The following is an 18,188-nucleotide window of genomic DNA, read 5'->3' on the forward strand; positions in this document are numbered from 1 at the left end:
GATTTTTGTAGTAAAGGCTTTAGTCCTAATAACGTTTACTATCAGCGATTAATTGCTCACTACAATCTAGGATTTTATTTGATGTTGAATTATGCTTAACTACTTAATAATGTGAGACAGTAGCCCTAAGATTTGTATTACCACGTGGAGCCTGAGAACGAAGAACTATGCAACAACAATATGAAGGTTATAAGGATTTAGCAGATTCTCTCAAATCTGCATCTGGCTTACTTAATTTAGAACGTAAATCACAATTGCATCAAGATATAATTACCATTTGCAATCATCTAGTTAATCCTAGTTTTCGCATTGCGGTATTTGGCCCTTTTAATCATGGCAAATCTACCTTACTGAATGCCATGTTAGGGAATCGCACTTTACCAATTGATTTAATCCCCACTACAGGCGCATCGATTACTGTCAATTATGGCTCTGATGTGCGAACTCGCATCATGTTGGTAGATGGTACAGAAATCTATCGCAGTGGTACAGACATTCTACAGCAATTTGCAATTCTTGACGGCAATAGGCAGATGCGGAAAGATGTAGCATCTGTGGAAGTTTTTTGTCCGCATCCCTTCTTGGAAACGGGAGTAGAATTTCTTGATTTACCAGGAACTAATGATAGAGATGAACAAGATAATTTAGTCAGAGAACAACTTTTAGGTGCAGATTTAGTTATTCAATTATTAGATGCACGTAAATTAATGACTTTAGGTGAGCGGGAAAACTTACGAGATTGGCTATTAGATCGCGGTATTAAAACAGTTATTTTTGTTGCTAATTTTCTGAACTTACTCGAACCCGACGAGCAAAAACAAGTTCAAAATCGCCTGCTGTTTGTTGCAGAAAGCTTTCGAGCCGAATTACCTCCAGGTTTTAGTAATTTATATCGTGTTGATGCTTTACCTGCTTTAAGAGCTAGATTAAAAGGCGATGTTGCTGCTGCTAATAGTAGCGGGTTAGGGGCTTTTGAAACAGCTTTGCAAAATATTGTGGGGATTTTGCAACCAGATCGTGGTAGCGTGCGTTTGCCAAGAGTGCAAGCGATCGCTTCTCAAATCCAACTATCATTAAAAGCTAAAATTGACCCGATTGCTATTGAAATAAAATCTTTTGATGATAAACAAAATAGTAAAATTGAAATTAAACAAAAAGCAGCTAACTTAATTTATAAAGGTTTCGCTACCAGCATCGAAGAATTACGCGATTGGCTAGAATTACCCAAGCTACTTACAAAATATCAAGCTGATGCGGCAGTTGCATTGGCAGAAAATAAATTTAAAGATTGGCAAACAAATATTCTTAAAAAAGACCTGAGTCAATTACAATTGTCTGCTGTGAAATGGCTTTATCAAGCTTACGAGTTTTTCCAAGAAGAACGACCGCAAGATTTATTAATTCCCTTTCCTAGTGAACCACAAGTAATACTACCCCCAAAGCCAAACAATAATGATGATTTGAGTGAACCTGGTTCCATCGCTGTTGGTGGTGGTATCGGTTGGTTGTTAGGCGGCCCAGTTGGCGCTGCTGTTGTCGGAAGTATTTCTTATTTGCTAAACAAGAATATCCAAAAGCAAGACGATCAATTAGCAAAGGAATCTTATCACCAGGAAGTTGCTAAACTTTGTATAACTGCAATTGAAGATTATTTTTCTAGTTTTAGCAGCCAAGGTTTATTAATTTTGGCTGAATATGAACGGCAATCTGAAAAAGTAATTTGCTTTCAATTCAGCCAAGAACCAGGAAAAATTACCAATAAACGTGAAAATTTGCAGCAATTACAAAATGGTTTTAATCGATTGCTACGAGAATTAGAAAAAGTCAAAATACTCTCAAATCATCAACCTTATAAAGAAATACCAAAATACACAACTACCAATAGAAAATATTCACCACAGCCAGAAAGAGTTAAACTTTCCCCTGAAAAAGATCCTGTTATTAAGCAACAACAGGAAAAGACTACTAAAAATAGTGGAACAAGGGTAGAATCTGTTTCTCCACCACCATCACCAAAAGCTTCTCCGTCTCCGCGTCCAGAACAGGTAGAGGCGAAATTTCGTGATTGGGAACTCAATGAGGAAATAGCGCGGATGAAAGCAGAGATGCGAGCGCCTGGTTCCCAAACTAGCAAACAGCAAAATACAACTCAAAGCAATAAAGCACCCAACCAACCAAAAACCCAAACGGAAAAAGATAAGATTACTCGCGCCTACGGCATTTTAGGATTGCAAACAAATGCTTCTCAGGCTGAGGTAAAGCAGGCTTATCGAACTTTAGTAAAAAAATGGCATCCAGATTTGTTTGTGAATCAGCCGCAACTGCTCAAACAAGCACAAGAAAAAATGCACTTAGTTAATGATGCTTACACAATTTTGAGTGATAAATAAACAACAAGATACTGGACTTATTTAATAAGTGAGATTTCATCCTAATTTCATTTCTGGCTGCCAAGCTAATAAGTAAATATAGAATTAGGAAATTATGAGGTGAGACTTATGCAACTGCTATCTTTGAGGAATGGCTTTTTGGCGTTAACTTTTACTGCGATCGCTTCAGCTAGTGGGTTAATGACAGGTTGTACTAGTAGTGCTTCCCAGAACCAAAGCCAAGCAACAAAGGCAACCCCCACCAATGCTAACGACAAGCAGATGATGAATCACGGTGGTGGCATGATGAATCACAGCATGGGAATGGATTTAGGCCCAGCTGATGCTAATTTTGATTTACGATTTATCGACGCTATGATACCCCATCATCAAGGGGCGGTGGAAATGGCTAAAGAAGCGCAGGTAAAATCAAAACGTCCTGAAATCAAAAAGCTAGCAGACAATATCATCAAATCGCAAAATCAAGAAATCACTCAGATGAAGCAGTGGCGACAAGCTTGGTATCCCAAGGCGGGAGATAAACCAATGGCTTACAACAGTCAAATGGGGCACATGATGGAAATGTCATCTGACCAAATGCAAACTATGATGATGAGTCAAGACTTAGGTGCAGCCGATGCTGAGTTTGATTTGCGCTTTATCAATGCGATGATTCCTCACCACGAAGGGGCTGTAACAATGGCAAAAGATGCCTTAAGTAAGTCTAAACGACCTGAAATCAAGAAATTAGCTCAAGAAATTGTTAAAGCCCAAGAGATAGAAATTAAAGAGATGCAACAGTGGCGAAAAGCTTGGTACAACAAGTAAATTTAAGTCTTTGCGTGGATATGCGAACAACTAATATAGCAGTCTTATTTGATTCGTGAAAAATATAGACAAGGAAACGAACCGCCATCGCGCAGCGTCTCGTTAGAGAAGAACGCCAAGGACGCAAAGGGAAGAAAGAAGAAATAAATAGATAATTTTCGCAAATGATTTAGGACTGCTATATGTATTGCGGTTGGGAATTTGGGGTGGGTGTTTGGTTATTTCAGGAGCGCTGTCTAGAATGAGTTACGCCTACGCAGCACCATTTCATCCTAATTTCATTTCTCAATGAAAGACTGGGTAGTGAAACTGAATCACTGGATTTTCCCTGCCTCTGTATCCAAAGACTTTTGATAGCGATGCCTAACTCCTATTCCCACCCACTTACAGTTCTTTGTTGTGTTTCTGGGACATTTTTCAGTGTTTTGTTACTTGCTAGTCCCGCAGTTGTTTTAGCTCACGCTGGACACGGAAATGAGTTTCAAGGAGGAAGTGAAACAACGGGTGCTAATGGTTCTATTCAAATTGATGCCGAAACAGCTAAACGGCTAGGAATTAAAGTTGAACCTGTCAAACGTCAGCAGTTAGCTGTTGGTATTAAAACTACTGGGCAGATTGAAACTCTACCTAGCCAAAAAGTGGAAGTAAATACGCCAATTTCTCAAGCGAAAGTGGTTGAGTTATTGGTGGAACCTGGTGTCATGGTGAAAAAAGGTCAACCAGTTGCCGTTATATCCAGCCCTGAACTGGTGGAAATGCGGGTTAATTCCCAGGAAAAACTTGCCCAAGGTCAGGCTGATTTACAGCAAGCGCAGGCTGATTTAAAGCTAGCTCAACAAAACCGCGATCGCTATCAACAAATAGCCGCAGCTGAAATCGCTCAAGCTCAAAGCCAAGTGGCTTTTGCTCAAGAAAAGTTTAACCAAGATCAACGGTTAGTTAATGCTGGCGCTTTACCACGTCGTAACGCTCTGGAATCGGAAACTCAGTTAGCTCAAGCCAAAGCCGACCTTGCGAAAGCTGCTAGTCGTCGGGACGTTATCGAGGCAGAAAATCAGCTAAAACGCGCTGATTCAGCCGTTCAGGTAGCAAAGTCTCGTATCCAACTAAGTAATAGTATTTATCAAACTCGGCTTTCTCAATTGGGAACCCGCGCCAATGCTCAAGGACTTGTTACCGTGACATCTCCAATTTCCGGCAAAGTTGCTGATCGGGAAGTTACCCTCGGTCAATCATTTGAGGATGCGGGTGGGAAGTTGATGACAATTATTGATGACAGTCGCGTTTTTGCCACCGCGAATATTTATGAAAAAGATTTGAATCAGGTAATAAGTGGTCAACAAGTAAGGGTCAAAGTTGCTTCTATACCAAAGCGTACCTTTATCGGACGAATTACCCGAATTGGTTCTGTGGTGGAAGGAGAAACGCGAGTTGTACCCGTGCAAGCTGAACTGGAAAATTCTGGTGGAGTGCTAAAACCAGGAATGTTTGCAGAATTAGAAGTTGTTACAAACCAAACATCATCAGGCATATTAGCAATTAAGAGCGCAGCTGTAGTTGAAGCAAATGGCAAAAAACAGGTTTATGTACAAAATGGCAACGCCTATCAGCCTGTTGAAGTTACTTTAGGTCGAACCTCTGGGGATATGGTTGAAGTCAAAACTGGCTTATTCGAGGACGATTTGATCGTGACAGTGCGATCGCCTCAGCTTTATGCTCAGTCTTTGCGTGGCGATACTAAGCCAAAAGTAGACGAACACCCGGAAACTCCTCGACAGACTATTAGAGAGCCAGTACCACTGTGGCTTTTGGGACTAGGGGGAGCAACATTAACTACAGTAGCTTTTATGGGAGGTGCTTTTTGGTCTAGTCGTCGCACCAATCAACTTCAACTAGCCAGTTCTGTGCAAATAGATGCATCGCCAGAATGGGTTGATAATCACCATGCGGCAAATGAAAATTCAGAAATTAAGATTCAAAAATAGTCATGCTGAGTGCGATTATTAAATGGGCGATCGCCCGTCGTTGGTTAGTTATCCTGGGTACAATTGTCATAACGCTTTGGATATTTCGGACAATTATCCAAATGCCGTTGGATGTTTTCCCCAGCTTTGCACCACCCCAAATTGAAATTCAAACTGAAGCACCAGGATTAGCACCAGAAGAAGTTGAGTCTCTGGTAACTTTACCAATTGAAAGTGCGATTAACGGTACTCCAGGAATTACAGCAGTACGTTCTTCTAGTGCGTCAGGAGTCTCCGTTGTCAAAGTAATTTTTAATTGGGGAAGCGATATCTATCAAGCTCGCCAATTGGTAACAGAGCGATTACAACAAAGTTCTAGTAAGCTTCCTGAAGGAGTGGAAACGCCACAAATTTCCCCCACCACTTCCCCCATCGGTACTGTACTGCAATACGCCTTCACTTCTGAAAATACTCCTTTAATGGAAGTGCGACGCATTGTCGATTGGCAAGTAACAAATCGCCTTTTAGCTGTTCCAGGTGTTAGTCAGATTATAGCCTATGGCGGCGATACTCGCCAATATCAAGTATTAATTGACCCAGATAAGTTACAAGCTTTTAATGTCACTTTAGAAGATGTGCAAGAGGCTGTATCTGCTGCCAATGTTAATGCACCGGGTGGTTATTTAATTACATCCGATAGAGAAAAATTAATTCGAGGTATTGGACGGATTGAATCTATTGAAGAGTTACAGCAGTCAGTAATTATTGCCCACAACGGTACACCTGTAAAAATATCCGATGTAGCTGATGTCCAAATTGGTGCAGCTATCAAACGGGGTGATGGCAGTTTTAACGGTCAAAAGGCAATTATTGTGATGATTAATAAACAGCCTCAAGCCGATACGCCTACTATTAACCGCGCCATAGAAGAGGCGATGTCGGAAATAAAAGCTGCTTTACCCAAAGATATTAATATCACCCCTACCTTCCGCCAAGAAAACTATATTGATTCTTCTATTGACAATGTTAGAGAAGCTTTAATTGAAGGCAGTATTATTGTTGCACTTATCCTCATCCCGTTTTTGATGAATTGGCGTAACTTAGCTATTTGTCTAACTGCTCTACCATTATCCTTACTAATAGGAGTACTATTATTAAATTTGCTAGGACAAGGTTTAAATACTATGACCTTGGGAGGATTGGCAGTAGCGATTGGTTCAGCAGTTGATGATGCAATTGTAGATGCTGAAAACGTCTATCGTCACCTCCGAGAAAATAAATACTCTTCCAATCCACGCCCAGTTTTAGACGTAGTATTTGATGGTTGTCAGGAAGTACGCGATTCAGTATTTGGAGCCACCATAATTACCATAGTTGTCTTCTCTCCAGTTTTTGCTTTGGCTGGTGTAGAAGGTAGTATTTTTATCCCAATGGGATTAGGCTATATGGCGGCAGTTATCGCTTCTAGTATTACAGCTTTGACAGTGACTCCGGCATTATGTGCAATATTATTACCCTACGGTAACTTGCCAGAAACCGAGCCTTGGATAGCAAGATTTTTTAAGAAGCTTTATCATCCCCTATTAGCATTTTCTCTGCGGCATTCTGCAATTATTTTAATATTAGCTGCTGCTAGTTTAGTAGCATCTGCTGTGATTGCTCCCTCCTTTGGAAGAGTGTTTTTACCAGAATTTCAAGAGCAAACTTTGGTGAATACCCTGACTCTCTATCCTGGTGTATCTTTGGAAACTACCAATGTAGCTGGAGAAGCACTTCAAGACGCGCTGAAGGGAGACTCTAGATTTCCTTACGTGCAGTTGCGTTCTGGACGTGCGCCTGGTGATGCCGATGCAGCAGGGGTAAATTTCGGACATTTGGATATCGAGTTGAGCAAAGCAGCGATGGAAGATAGGGAGGGAACTATTAAAAAGCTGCGGGAAGAGTTTGCTAAATTACCAGGAGTAGCACCAAATATTGGTGGTTTTATCTCTCACCAGATGGATGAGGTTTTGTCTGGTGTGAGAAGTGCGATCGCTATCAAAATTTTCGGTTCAGAATTAGAACAACTCCGCATCATTGGGAGTCAAGTAAATGAAGTAATGAAAACCGTTAATGGTGTTGTTGATTTACAACTAGAGCCTCAAGTAGCAGTCGAACAAATACAAATTAAGTTCAACCGCCAAGCTGCTTCTCGATATGGTTTAACAGCAGGAAAACTTTCTAAAATTGTTGAAACTGCTCTCAATGGGAAAGTAGTTTCCCAAGTTTTGGAGAAACAACAAACTTTTGACTTAGTTGTGTGGTTAAAACCAGATGCGCGTCAAAATTTGGATACTATTGGCAATTTATTAGTTGATACTCCTAACGGGCAAAAGATTCCATTATCACAAGTTGCCATAATTAACAATGGCACAGGCCCAAATACAATTAACCGGGAAAATGTTTCCCGCTTGATTGTTGTTTCTGCTAATGCTAGCGGTAGAGATTTGCGTTCTATTGTAAATGAAATTCGAGATAAAGTTAAGCAACAAGTGCATCCTCCTTCTGGTTACTATATTCAATATGCAGGGCAATTTGAGGCGCAAGAACGAGCCACTCAGAATATCTTAATTTCCAGTGCGATCGCTTTTGTCGTCATCACAGTAATTATGTATCTTTCAGTCAAATCTATCCCTTCTACCATCATGATTATGATTAACTTACCTTTGGCATTGGTGGGAGGAGTATTTTCAGTAGCTTTGACAGATGGTGTGATTTCTATTGCTTCCTTAGTTGGCTTTATCACTCTATTTGGAGTTGCCACTCGTAATGGTTTGCTTTTGGTAGATAATTACAATACCAAATTTGGTGAAGGAATGCCTCTTAAAGAAGTGCTTATTAAAGGTTCAATGGAACGCCTGAACGCTATTTTAATGACAGCTTTCACCTCAGCTTTAGGATTAGCACCATTAGTAGTTGACAGTGGCCCTGGTAAAGAAATTTTGCAACCCCTTTCGATAGTAGTGTTAGGTGGCTTATTTACCTCGACAGCATTAACACTGTTAGTTATTCCAGCTTTGTATTCTCAGTTTAGAAAGTTTTTGGTTCCTAATAATACTATTTTCTTACAAAAGATTGATGTCGCCAAAAATCAAGTATTATAGTTGGGATTTGAGATTTGTTTATTATTATGATTTGGAGGAAATCAATGATTTCATTAAAATCAAGCTTAATTGTTATAGGAAGTTTTGGACTGCTTTATTTGGGAGCTTGTAGTAACAGTAATCAAGCGGCTAATACAGAAAAAAGTCCAGCTATTTCTACCTCAAATGCTAATTCTCCAGCTTCGCCGACTGCCAAAACATCTAGCCAGGACGGTGAATCTAAAGGAGGTCAAGTGGTGGAGACAGGAGCCTATCATTTAGAGTTTGTACCTGAGAAAGAAGCTAATGGAACTCACATGGATTTTTACTTACAAAGAGGAGACAATCACGAAGCAATATCTAATGCCAAGGTAAAGGCTCAAGTTCAGACACCTGATGGAAGGCAGAAAACTTTAAACCTTGCTTATGATCGAGAAGGTAAACACTATACTGTTTTGCTCCCAGAAAAATCCTCTGGTCAATATCAAGTGAAGATGCTTGTAGATATTGATGGCAAAAAAGTAGATGGTCGTTTTAGCTTTAATAAATAATATGAGAGTTTTGCTAGTCGAAGATGAGCCAGATTTGGGTTCGGCAATTAAGCGTACCTTGAATCTGGAAAAGTATGTAGTTGACTGGGTTTTAGATGGTAATGAGGCATGGGATTATCTAGAAAACCAGTGGACGCAGTACACTTTGGCTATTATCGATTGGATGTTGCCAGGATTGTCTGGGTTAGAACTGTGTAGCCGCCTACGAACACGGCGTAATCCTCTGCCAGTTTTGATGTTGACAGCTAAAGATAGGATGGAAGATAAAGTTGCTGGGCTGGATGCAGGTGCTGATGATTATCTGGTGAAGCCCTTTGGTATGGCGGAATTGTTGGCGCGGTTGCGTGCTTTACAGAGGCGATCGCCCCAATTTCAATCCAAGGAGTTAACTGTTGGCAACCTGACTCTCGATTACAGCAACAGTATGGTTGTCAGTCAGAACCATCAAGGGGATAAACAGGTAATTCCTTTAACTAATAAAGAATTCCAGCTACTAGAGTATTTTATGAAGCATCCGCACCAAATTATCACAACTGAACAGATTCGCAATCAGCTTTGGGAGGTGAGTGCAGAACCCGTTAGTAATGTGGTGGCGGCTCAAATACGTTTGCTGCGTCGTAGATTAGCCAGTAGTGGCTGTGGTAATCCCATTGAAACTATGCATGGTGTGGGATATCGTCTCAATCTCACCGATGAAAGCCCCCGTTCTTACAGCAATTTTTAGGTAAAAAACCAATGAGACAATAACAATTCTGGCTACCAAAGTGCCTGCATTTTTTACTGGGGATCAGTTTCGGGAAAAAGTTACGCTTTAAGTACTACATATCTATGTACTTTTCTACTGTCAATCAAATCACTGTCTCCACAACAACTGAACAGTATTAGTATTACGGTTGGATCTGTTAGTTGATTAACTTGTGATATTAGAAAATTAGGAACCATTGGTATTCACTCTAAACTCATTTTTTAACGTCAGAGTTTATAAGTTCCAAATATAATGTACAGTCTTCACGTAACTGATATTGAGGGAAAAACGTGGAATTTCAGAAGTTATTGTCTATTTTTACTTTAGTAAAGATTGCTACGTTCGCTCTGAGTGTACCTGTATTTGCTCAAATCGCCCAGATTCCCTCTAATTCTTCAGAGTCAACTTGTCGTGCAACTAAAGTAGATACTCCAATTTTTAAAGAACCTTCAACATCATCCAATGCTGTCAGAATATTGTCGGCACAAACAAGGATTACTTTAGCATATATACCAGTTAGTGGAGATAAATTTGTCAGAATTAAATCTCCGAGTTCAGGGTTTATTCAAACTGCTGCACTGAAATTTTGTCAGACAAATAACAACACTCAAAACCTGTGGACTAAACCTACTATTGGCAGTGTATGTCGGCAAATTGTGCAAACTGAAACTCTACGTCGTCAACCAAGTCTAAAAGGAGATTATATTACAACACTTTATCCAAACACAAGAGTGTTTGTGAACGTGGTTGCAGGTAATGTAGTTAAATCATACAAATCTGAAAATTACATTTGGGTAGAAATCGACCTTTCCAGAAGTTTCCCTGGAGAGTTATCCGGTAATGGTTGGATAGCCAATACTGACTTAGTAAATACTCCTAGATTAAGCAGTCTGGCTTATTGTAGTTAGTAGGTTGTTTCGCTTAATATCTCGACCCAGTATGAGTTTATCCATCCGTTAGGGTCGCGCCTTCGACCGCGCAGCAATAGCCTGACTCGACCATTTTTAGGATTTATAAATTCTATCTAACTGTTTTCCTTGTCAGGCTTAAGCTGCATGGTTACTAACTACCTGGATTATGAATCAAAATAAACTCTTTAACTTAACGCGGGTACGTTTGGCTCTGTGGTATGCGCTTGTGATGGCTGTGATTTTAAGTCTGTGCGGATTCGGCGTATACAAAGCCGTATCCCATGCCCATTGGGTAGCATTAGACCGAGAACTGGAATCTGTCGCGGGAACGATACACGACAGTATCGAACTGAAACTAAAGCAACCCGGACGCATTGAACCAGTCGTAAAGCAGCTTTTACCAAATATTTGTGTAATTGGGGAAAGCTGCATTCAACAGCAGTCAAGTTCTAAAAGGCATATTCTCAGCGCAATTCATCAAGGCTACTACTATGTACGTTTTTTTGATAATTCAGGATGCTTGATTGCGATCGCAGGTTCTCATCCAGATGAACTTTCTCTAGTCTTTAATAAAAAACTTTGGCAAACTCTCAAAGACAGCAAAGGCAACCCATACCACCAAATTTCATTTGGACTGCACACTCAAGATAATCGTGATTGGGGATATATCCAAGTGGGGCGAAGTCTGGAAGATTTCAATAGTTATCTGGATGCTGTTAAATTAATTTTAGTCGTAGGATTGCCTACAACGATGGTTGTAGTTAGTATTGCTAGCTGGTGGTTAGCAGGATTGGCGATGCAACCTATTTATCAATCTTATAGACAAATCCAACAATTTACAGCCGATGTCGCACATGAGTTGCGAACACCTTTAGCTGCAACACAAGCAACGGTGGAATCAGCATTGTTGATGCCGAAATTGGATGAAATCGAAGCGCGGGACATTCTACAAACTATAAACCGTCAGAATCATCGGCTTACTTCTTTAGTTGTTGATTTGCTCCTCTTGGCTCGCCTAGATCGGCAACCTCTGCCATTACGACATGAATGTTGCTTAAATGATATTGTCAATGACTTAATAGAGGAATTTGCAGCGATCGCCTTTTCTGCTCAGGTGACACTAATATCTGCAATCAGAATCGAGCAACCTCTAAATATCGTAGGTGATTCTGACCAACTCTATCGTCTGGTTTCTAATTTAATTATCAATGCAATTCAATACACGCCACAATCTGGAAAGGTAACTGTTGTCTTAGATCGCAGTGAAAATTATGCTGTGATTCAGGTTCAAGATACAGGTATTGGTATTCCTCACCAGGAACTGACTCGTATTTTTGATCGCTTTTACCGAGTGAATAGCGATCGCTCTCGTAAAACTGGTGGTTCTGGATTAGGATTAGCGATCGCTCAGGCAATTATTCAGTCACACCAAGGTAGTTTAAATGTGCAGAGTCAATTAGGTAAAGGTAGCACTTTTACTATTCAATTACCTTTAGATATCACGCCAATTTCCCAATTTAAATTGCTGTATCGTCGCCAGCCTAAATTTAAATAAAATTTTCTTACCAAACTTTACTCATATTCAAAATAAACCCAGGCAATACCGACTCGCCGCTTAGACTAGCAGGATTATCTAAACATTCCTCTAGCAATCCAGGACGATAAATATAAACTTTACGCTGCTTACGGTCAATCAACCAGCCTAACTGTATTCCTGGCTCATTCATATATTCCTCCATTTTTTCCTTCAAAGTCTGAAGGTTGTCGCTAGGAGATTTGAGTTCCACTACAAAATCTGGACAAATGGGTACAAACTTTTCTTGTTGTTTTGGAGACAGAGAATTCCACCGTTCTAGCTTAATCCAAGAAGCATCTGGCGATCTGTTTGCACCTGTTGATAGTTTAAATCCAGTACTAGAGTCAAAAGTTATACCTGTACTATCTTGTTCCGACCACACCCACAGTTGCCCAAAGATGTTGCCTCCACGGTTGCCTGTTGTACCACCTGTAGGCGGCATAATTGATATCTCTCCAAATTTATTTCGCTCAATGCGTAAGTCTCGATTCATCTGACAGAAATCAAAAAATTGTTCGTCTGTCATTTGCATTGATGACGGAATTTGCAAAACCAAAGGGGATGAAAACATCGAGATTTCCTCCAGGTTCGGATGCCTAGCCCACTAACTATATTCTCACCCAAAGAAACAAAGACGCAAAGTTATATCTTTGCGCCTTTGCTTTTTATCCGAAATCATTCTCAGATTTACTTGTTAGGCTGAGGAGTCATCCGCAGATAGGGTTTGATTTCCTCGTAACCTTTGGGGAATTTCTCTTTAAGTACTTCTGGATCTTTCAGTGAGGGGACAATTACAACATCCTCTCCATCTTTCCAGTCAGCTGGTGTCGCCACGCTGTAATTATCAGTCAATTGCAGAGAATCAATTACCCGCAAAATTTCATCAAAGTTACGTCCCGTACTGGGAGGATAGGTGAAACTTAAGCGGAGTTTCTTATTGGGGTCAATCACGAAAACCGATCGCACTGTCACAGTCGCATTAGCATTCGGGTGAATCATATCGTAAAGCTCAGAAACCTTACGATCTGCATCCGCCAAAATTGGGTAGTTGAGGGTGGTGCTTTGAGTTTCTTCAATGTCTCCAACCCAGCCTTTGTGAGATTCTACATCATCAACGCTGAGTGCGATCGCTTTGACATTGCGCTTGTCAAATTCTGGTTTGAGCTTGGCAACTGTGCCGAGTTCTGTTGTACAAACAGGTGTAAAATCAGCAGGGTGAGAGAACAGCACAACCCAGCTGTCACCCGCCCATTGGTAAAAATCGATGTCGCCGTGTGTTGAGGCTTGCGTAAAGTTGGGTACTGTGTCACCTAGACGGAGAGCCATGTGAGATTCCCTGTAGTTAGAAAGGCATATATATTCTAGTATGTCATCATGACATAAAACCCCGATTTCCCAATCGGACTTTAGCAGTTTGAAACAAAATTTTAGGTTGTCAGCGCTCTCAGATTAGTGATTAAAAGGGGGTCAAAACTATTGACTAAAGTACACATACATGCTTTGGTTTATTATTTTTTCCCTATAGGTTTTTCTTTACATAGAAGATTGCAAATATCAGGGTGATAAGTATCTAGGCATAAATAAATTTAAAGTTTGTAGTAAGGACTTTAGTCCTGATAATCCTTACTCTGAGCGATAAATCGCTCACTACAAACTAAGAGTTTATTTTATATTTAATTATTATGTCTACCTACTTAGCTGATTATAGGCTTTGTAGGTTGAGTGCAGCGATAGCGTAACCCAACATAAATAAGCTGGTAATGTTGGGTTGCGTTTCACTCCACCCAACCTACATAAATATATCTTTTAAAAAACTCTAGGTTTCAACATAGATGAGGTTTATTACAAATTCAATTGTTATAAAGCAAATAGTCAGAAGAAAGACTACAAATATGTTTATTATTTTTGAATTTTGAATTGCTTATGATGATAGTAATCTTTTTAGTGATTGGTGTTATCCTCAGCACAACAGCAAGTTTTGTTTTTGGAGTTCCCTGGTTGATGCCGATTTTAGGTACTGCTGTTCCCTATCCCATTTTCTTGTTACAAGTGCGTCGTCAACAATATAAAAGTGCTTTTTGGTGGATGTTGCTGTGGGGAGTGTTGCAGAGTATTGCTGTAATTGTAGCAACTGCGATCGCACCAGAAACAGCAACAAAAGTCATCCTTCGTGGACAGTCATACACTACAGAGATGTTTCACTGGATTCGCACGGGAGAAGGTATGGAAGGTTCACTCAATTTATTTTTACCAGACCATTTATTGCACTACGGTATTTTTTGTATTCTCTGCGTTGCCACTATTAGTAGCGTGGCATTGATATTTGGCACTTGGATGCTGAACTACATGAATTTTTATGTTGCAGAACTGGTAAAAGTTAGTGCTAAACCTTGGTTAGCAGCTATTTTAGGGTGGTATCCTTGGTCATTGTTGCGGATAATCGGGTTTATCGCTACTGGGGTGGCTTTAGCTGCATTAGGATTAAATTTATTAACTCGCATCAGAGGCGAAGTTCCTAAGTCTCCCTTTCCGAAAACTTATATGTTAATTGGGATTGGTTTTGTGATTGCGGATATCGTTGTCAAAGCAATTCTCGCACCTATTTGGCAAAAACTACTGTTGTCTGCGTTGGGTTAAATTCATTTAGTTGCCAGAATTTTTTGGTAGGCTTGGATTGTTTGCCTTGCGATCGCATCCCAGCTAAAATTTTCCAAGGCGTACTTTTGGGCATTTAATCCCCGACGTTGGCGTTCTGCGGGATTTTCCAAAGCCTCTTGTAGTAACTCTACCAATGCTTGGACATCTGTTGCGCCTACCCAACCCGACTCGCTATCACGTATCTGTTGACAAATATGCACTTGGTCAGAAATGACTACGGGTACACCTGCAACCATCGCTTCAGCTACAGCAATCCCAAAATTTTCGTAGTAGGAAGGTAAGACGAATAAATCAGCAGCTTGTAGTAAACTAACTTTGAGTTCACCAGTGACAAAGCCTGTAATTGTAGTGTGCGATCGCAGTGATGAATTTTGAATTTGGGATATTATCTTTTGTTCGTAATCTGGATCTTGAGGATTTGTCCCAGCTAAAACAAAATGAAACTTATAATCAACCGCTAACAGCTTCTCTAGCGCTGGAATCAACAAATTTAATCCTTTTTTCGGGTCAATTCGTGACATAAACAGCACCAAAGGCATATCCTTTGGTAGTTCTAGCTGACTACATACATTTTTAATAGAAGATTGACGGGGAATCACACCCAAGGGAATCACCAAATCTGGTGTAGATACTCCAAATCTTTCTGATATTTTAGCTTCTTGCTCGCTGGTAAAATGAATAGCTGCCGCACCAGCTAAATTTTGGCGTTCTATAATTGCAACATAAAGCTGTTTTAATTGCTTTTTCTTCTGTAAATCAGCCGGATCGAGAGTACCCAAAGGACGGAAAATATAAGGTAGCTTTTGCTGACGACACACAATAGCAGCAGCGCTAATTATGGGGGAGAATAGAGCATGGATATGTGCTATGTCAAACTCATGAGCATGAAGTTTTAGCCAGTTTAGTAAATTTAGAGAAAATTTGTAGCGGCGAAACGGCGCACAACGAAAGTAAATTATTTCATAGCCATCTTGTTTAATTGGGCGATTTAAAGGAACATCTAAAGGTGTTTGACCATTATCGCCATTACTATCAGTTGTGAGAATTGTAACTTCCACTCCCTCTTTTACTAACGCCGGAGCTAGCCCTAGTACCATTTGACTGGGGCCACCGTAAATCAGAGAAATTGAAGGAACAATTTGTAATATTTTCATTTTTTTGTCATTTGTCATTTATCTTTTATCCTTTATTCTTCACTAATGACCAATGACTACTGACTAATGACCAACTCTTGATAAAACTCTAATTGCTGTTTAGCCAAAGCTTTATTGGTATATTGAATCATTGCTTTTTGATAACCCATTTCACCGAGAGTATGAGCAAAATCTGGTTTATTTATTAATTGAACTAAGCAATTAGCCAGAGCTTGAACATCACCTTCAGGAAATACTAAGCCAGCATCGCCAATAACATAGGGAATTTCCCCAGAATCAGAACCAATCACAGGAACTTGGCAAGCCATCGCTTCAATTAGCACATGACCAAATTGCTCTTTCCAACCAGCAGAAGTTAAGGTTTTAAACTTGTAAGTTGTTTCTGAAGGTAATACTAAAGTACTCATTAAATTGATATAACTTGCAACCTCATCATGAGGAACACTTTCGATTAAAATTAACCGTTCTTTAATATTGTTTTCTGCTGCGATTTTGAGTAATTCACTTTGCAACTCTCCTCGCCCCAGTAGTAGTAATTTCCAAGGTTTATTTTTCAATACAATTAAGGCTTGCAAAAGCGTTAATAAACCCTTTTCTTGGACAAATCGCCCTACAAAACCTACCACAAAATCCTCTTTTTCAATGCCCAACTTTGCTGCTAACTCTGGTTGAGCTTTGGGAGTAAATAAACTTTCATCTACGCCCAGTTGCGGCATGACTTTAATTGCTCCTTTATATCCCCTCTGTCGCAAAACTTCTGCTCCATCCTGATTGCCAGAAATAATGCCGTGGCTGTGGTTGAGGTTATATTTTTCTAATAAAGAAATTGGTAGTTTCAGTTGGTAAGGAAGATTCCACCAAGTAAAAAACACATTTTTTGCCTTGAGTCCTAATAGCTGATTTAAGGCAATCATCTGAGTATAAGCCAAAGCTCTAGAACCTTGTTCAACTTGGATGATTTGCGGGCGAAATTGTTTTAATAAAGATATCAAATCAGCGCCAAAAGTAAGAAGCCCCTGATGATTTTGACTAAAATTAGAAACTGGAACTATTCTAAATTTGCCTTCATCACGGTATTCAGTTTCAATAATTCTGTTTTGTACACCGCCTGGTTTCCAACGCTTTGGCACTACAACTGTCACTTCAATGTCAGGTTCTAGTTGAGATAAAGCGCGTAATTTCTCACAGTTGAGGTCTACGATATAAGTGTGACTAGCAACTAAGATTTTCATCTATTCTTTGTTATTCACTAATGACAAATGACTAATGACCAATGACAAATGATTAATAACTAAACTTGTTTATCCAATCGGCTGTAAATTTGACCATCGTTCCATAGTGATTGGATGACAGTACCCAAGGCTTTGAAAAAACCCAAAATGTAGAAAATCCCGCGAGTGGCAATTTTGATGGGGGAACCACTTTTATGGCAAGGTGGTCGTCCCAGAACGTGACAGTCAAATAAACGACCGTATAGGCGTAAAGCTTGAGTCGCAGTCAGGTTTTTCAGCCCTAGTAGAAAATGGTTGTGATAAAAGGTGAGTTGATATTTTAGCGATCGCATACTAATATCATGACAACCCCCTGTTTCTTCGCCTAAATGCACCAAATGGGCTTCTGGGTCGTACCAAATTTTATACCCCGTCTGTCTTACCCGCAAACAAAAATCTGACTCTTCGCGCACTGCACTACCGCGAAACCTCTCATCAAACCTCAATCCATACTTAGTAAATATTTCGCGGCGAAATGACATATTACAACCCCTCGCTGTCAGTACTTGCTGAGGTTTGGTGGTATGTACTAAATCAATATGATACCAAGCAATTCCTGGGTCCATAGCTTCGGGAGGCAGATATTCAATCTGTAAATCTCCTCCAGAATCACCTAATTTCATTCTGTCAAACACCCGTCCAGCGACAGCCCCCACTTCTGGATTTTGCAAATAATTTTTCGCATGGGCTGTTAACAATTCTGGGGTTAGCTGAACATCATCATCTATAAATAATATTATTTCACCAGAAGACCGCCGCACAGCATAATTTCGCGCCCCTGGCAAACTTGCCCAATCTAATCGCAACCATTTAATTTTACCTACATCTGCCATCTCTTCTAGGTAGGCTTGAATTTCTGGCTGATGCGTTGGGGTTTGGTCTATTACTAAAACTTCAAAATTGGGATAATCCTGTTTCAGGACATCTACAATGCTATCTCGTAGCGCTTCCTCTCTACCATAAGTCGGGATAACTACAGAAATTAAAGGATAATTATCCATGATTTTTATTAAGTAATTTTTCTATTTTGATAATAACC

Annotated in this window: 14 protein-coding genes; 9 read left to right on the forward strand and 5 right to left on the reverse strand. The window is 40.0% G+C overall.

What is annotated here, in order from left to right; genetic code table 11:
• Positions 1-167: 167 nt before the first annotated feature.
• The 8 genes from ACFFRD_RS15740 to rppB all read left to right on the forward strand — a co-directional run bounded on the left by ACFFRD_RS15740 (position 168) and on the right by rppB (position 12,045).
• Entirely contained in the window at positions 168-2,390 is a 2,223-nt protein-coding gene (locus ACFFRD_RS15740; protein WP_392482265.1) for a dynamin family protein, read from the forward strand.
• Between the two features lie 108 nt (positions 2,391-2,498).
• Complete coding sequence (locus tag ACFFRD_RS15745) at positions 2,499-3,197, forward strand: DUF305 domain-containing protein (protein ID WP_392482266.1); 699 nt, start codon at positions 2,499-2,501, stop codon at positions 3,195-3,197.
• Positions 3,198-3,556: 359 nt separating this feature from the next.
• Positions 3,557-5,182, forward strand: coding sequence for an efflux RND transporter periplasmic adaptor subunit (locus ACFFRD_RS15750; RefSeq protein ID WP_392482267.1), 1,626 nt, complete (start codon positions 3,557-3,559; stop codon positions 5,180-5,182).
• 2 nt (positions 5,183-5,184) lie between these two features.
• Complete coding sequence (locus ACFFRD_RS15755) at positions 5,185-8,304, forward strand: efflux RND transporter permease subunit (protein ID WP_392482268.1); 3,120 nt, start codon at positions 5,185-5,187, stop codon at positions 8,302-8,304.
• 44 nt (positions 8,305-8,348) lie between these two features.
• Positions 8,349-8,834, forward strand: coding sequence for a hypothetical protein (locus tag ACFFRD_RS15760; RefSeq protein ID WP_392482269.1), 486 nt, complete (start codon positions 8,349-8,351; stop codon positions 8,832-8,834).
• Between the two features lies 1 nt (position 8,835).
• Positions 8,836-9,558 (forward strand): two-component system response regulator RppA, encoded by a 723-nt coding sequence (gene rppA / locus ACFFRD_RS15765; protein ID WP_392482270.1) that lies wholly within the window; start codon positions 8,836-8,838, stop codon positions 9,556-9,558.
• A 311-nt stretch (positions 9,559-9,869) separates the two neighbouring features.
• The gene (locus tag ACFFRD_RS15770) at positions 9,870-10,487 is read left to right on the forward strand and encodes a hypothetical protein (protein WP_392482271.1); all 618 of its coding nucleotides are present in this window, start codon (positions 9,870-9,872) and stop codon (positions 10,485-10,487) included.
• Positions 10,488-10,656: 169 nt separating this feature from the next.
• Positions 10,657-12,045 (forward strand): two-component system sensor histidine kinase RppB, encoded by a 1,389-nt coding sequence (gene rppB / locus ACFFRD_RS15775; protein WP_392482272.1) that lies wholly within the window; start codon positions 10,657-10,659, stop codon positions 12,043-12,045.
• 7 nt (positions 12,046-12,052) lie between these two features.
• On the opposite strand, the gene ACFFRD_RS15780 is transcribed toward rppB, so the two are convergent.
• Entirely contained in the window at positions 12,053-12,637 is a 585-nt protein-coding gene (locus ACFFRD_RS15780) for a Uma2 family endonuclease (RefSeq protein ID WP_392482273.1), read from the reverse strand.
• 116 nt (positions 12,638-12,753) lie between these two features.
• Positions 12,754-13,392, reverse strand: coding sequence for a peroxiredoxin (locus ACFFRD_RS15785; protein ID WP_114085723.1), 639 nt, complete (start codon positions 13,390-13,392; stop codon positions 12,754-12,756).
• A 597-nt stretch (positions 13,393-13,989) separates the two neighbouring features.
• Between ACFFRD_RS15785 and ACFFRD_RS15790 the strand changes: the two genes are divergently transcribed.
• Positions 13,990-14,703: a hypothetical protein gene (locus ACFFRD_RS15790; RefSeq protein ID WP_392482274.1), complete on the forward strand. Its 714-nt coding sequence runs from the start codon at positions 13,990-13,992 to the stop codon at positions 14,701-14,703.
• A gap of 2 nt (positions 14,704-14,705) precedes the next feature.
• On the opposite strand, the gene hpsP is transcribed toward ACFFRD_RS15790, so the two are convergent.
• The 3 genes from hpsP to hpsN are packed head-to-tail and all read right to left on the reverse strand — an operon-like array spanning position 14,706 to position 18,150.
• A complete protein-coding gene (gene hpsP / locus ACFFRD_RS15795; protein ID WP_392483080.1) occupies positions 14,706-15,878 on the reverse strand; it encodes a hormogonium polysaccharide biosynthesis glycosyltransferase HpsP in 1,173 nt (390 codons plus the stop codon).
• 56 nt (positions 15,879-15,934) lie between these two features.
• On the reverse strand, positions 15,935-17,110 hold the full coding sequence (gene hpsO, locus ACFFRD_RS15800) for a hormogonium polysaccharide biosynthesis glycosyltransferase HpsO (RefSeq protein WP_392482275.1): 1,176 nt from the start codon (positions 17,108-17,110) through the stop codon (positions 15,935-15,937).
• Positions 17,111-17,169: 59 nt separating this feature from the next.
• Positions 17,170-18,150, reverse strand: a complete 981-nt coding sequence (gene hpsN, locus ACFFRD_RS15805) for a hormogonium polysaccharide biosynthesis glycosyltransferase HpsN (RefSeq protein ID WP_392482277.1) — start codon at positions 18,148-18,150, stop codon at positions 17,170-17,172.
• Positions 18,151-18,188 lie beyond the last annotated feature (38 nt).

Source organism: Nostoc sp. C110 (assembly GCF_043099725.1).
Classification (GTDB): domain Bacteria; phylum Cyanobacteriota; class Cyanobacteriia; order Cyanobacteriales; family Nostocaceae; genus Nostoc; species Nostoc muscorum_A.

Coding starts and splice junctions, on each gene's coding strand:
- rppA (WP_392482270.1), top strand. CDS start 8,836: ATGAGAGTTTTGCTAGTCGAAGATGAGCCAGATTTGGGTTCGGCAATT.
- ACFFRD_RS15755 (WP_392482268.1), top strand. CDS start 5,185: ATGCTGAGTGCGATTATTAAATGGGCGATCGCCCGTCGTTGGTTAGTT.
- ACFFRD_RS15740 (WP_392482265.1), top strand. CDS start 168: ATGCAACAACAATATGAAGGTTATAAGGATTTAGCAGATTCTCTCAAA.
- ACFFRD_RS15790 (WP_392482274.1), top strand. CDS start 13,990: ATGATGATAGTAATCTTTTTAGTGATTGGTGTTATCCTCAGCACAACA.
- rppB (WP_392482272.1), top strand. CDS start 10,657: ATGAATCAAAATAAACTCTTTAACTTAACGCGGGTACGTTTGGCTCTG.
- ACFFRD_RS15785 (WP_114085723.1), bottom strand. CDS start 13,392: ATGGCTCTCCGTCTAGGTGACACAGTACCCAACTTTACGCAAGCCTCA.
- ACFFRD_RS15760 (WP_392482269.1), top strand. CDS start 8,349: ATGATTTCATTAAAATCAAGCTTAATTGTTATAGGAAGTTTTGGACTG.
- ACFFRD_RS15745 (WP_392482266.1), top strand. CDS start 2,499: ATGCAACTGCTATCTTTGAGGAATGGCTTTTTGGCGTTAACTTTTACT.
- ACFFRD_RS15750 (WP_392482267.1), top strand. CDS start 3,557: ATGCCTAACTCCTATTCCCACCCACTTACAGTTCTTTGTTGTGTTTCT.
- hpsO (WP_392482275.1), bottom strand. CDS start 17,110: ATGAAAATCTTAGTTGCTAGTCACACTTATATCGTAGACCTCAACTGT.
- hpsP (WP_392483080.1), bottom strand. CDS start 15,878: ATGAAAATATTACAAATTGTTCCTTCAATTTCTCTGATTTACGGTGGC.
- ACFFRD_RS15780 (WP_392482273.1), bottom strand. CDS start 12,637: ATGTTTTCATCCCCTTTGGTTTTGCAAATTCCGTCATCAATGCAAATG.
- hpsN (WP_392482277.1), bottom strand. CDS start 18,150: ATGGATAATTATCCTTTAATTTCTGTAGTTATCCCGACTTATGGTAGA.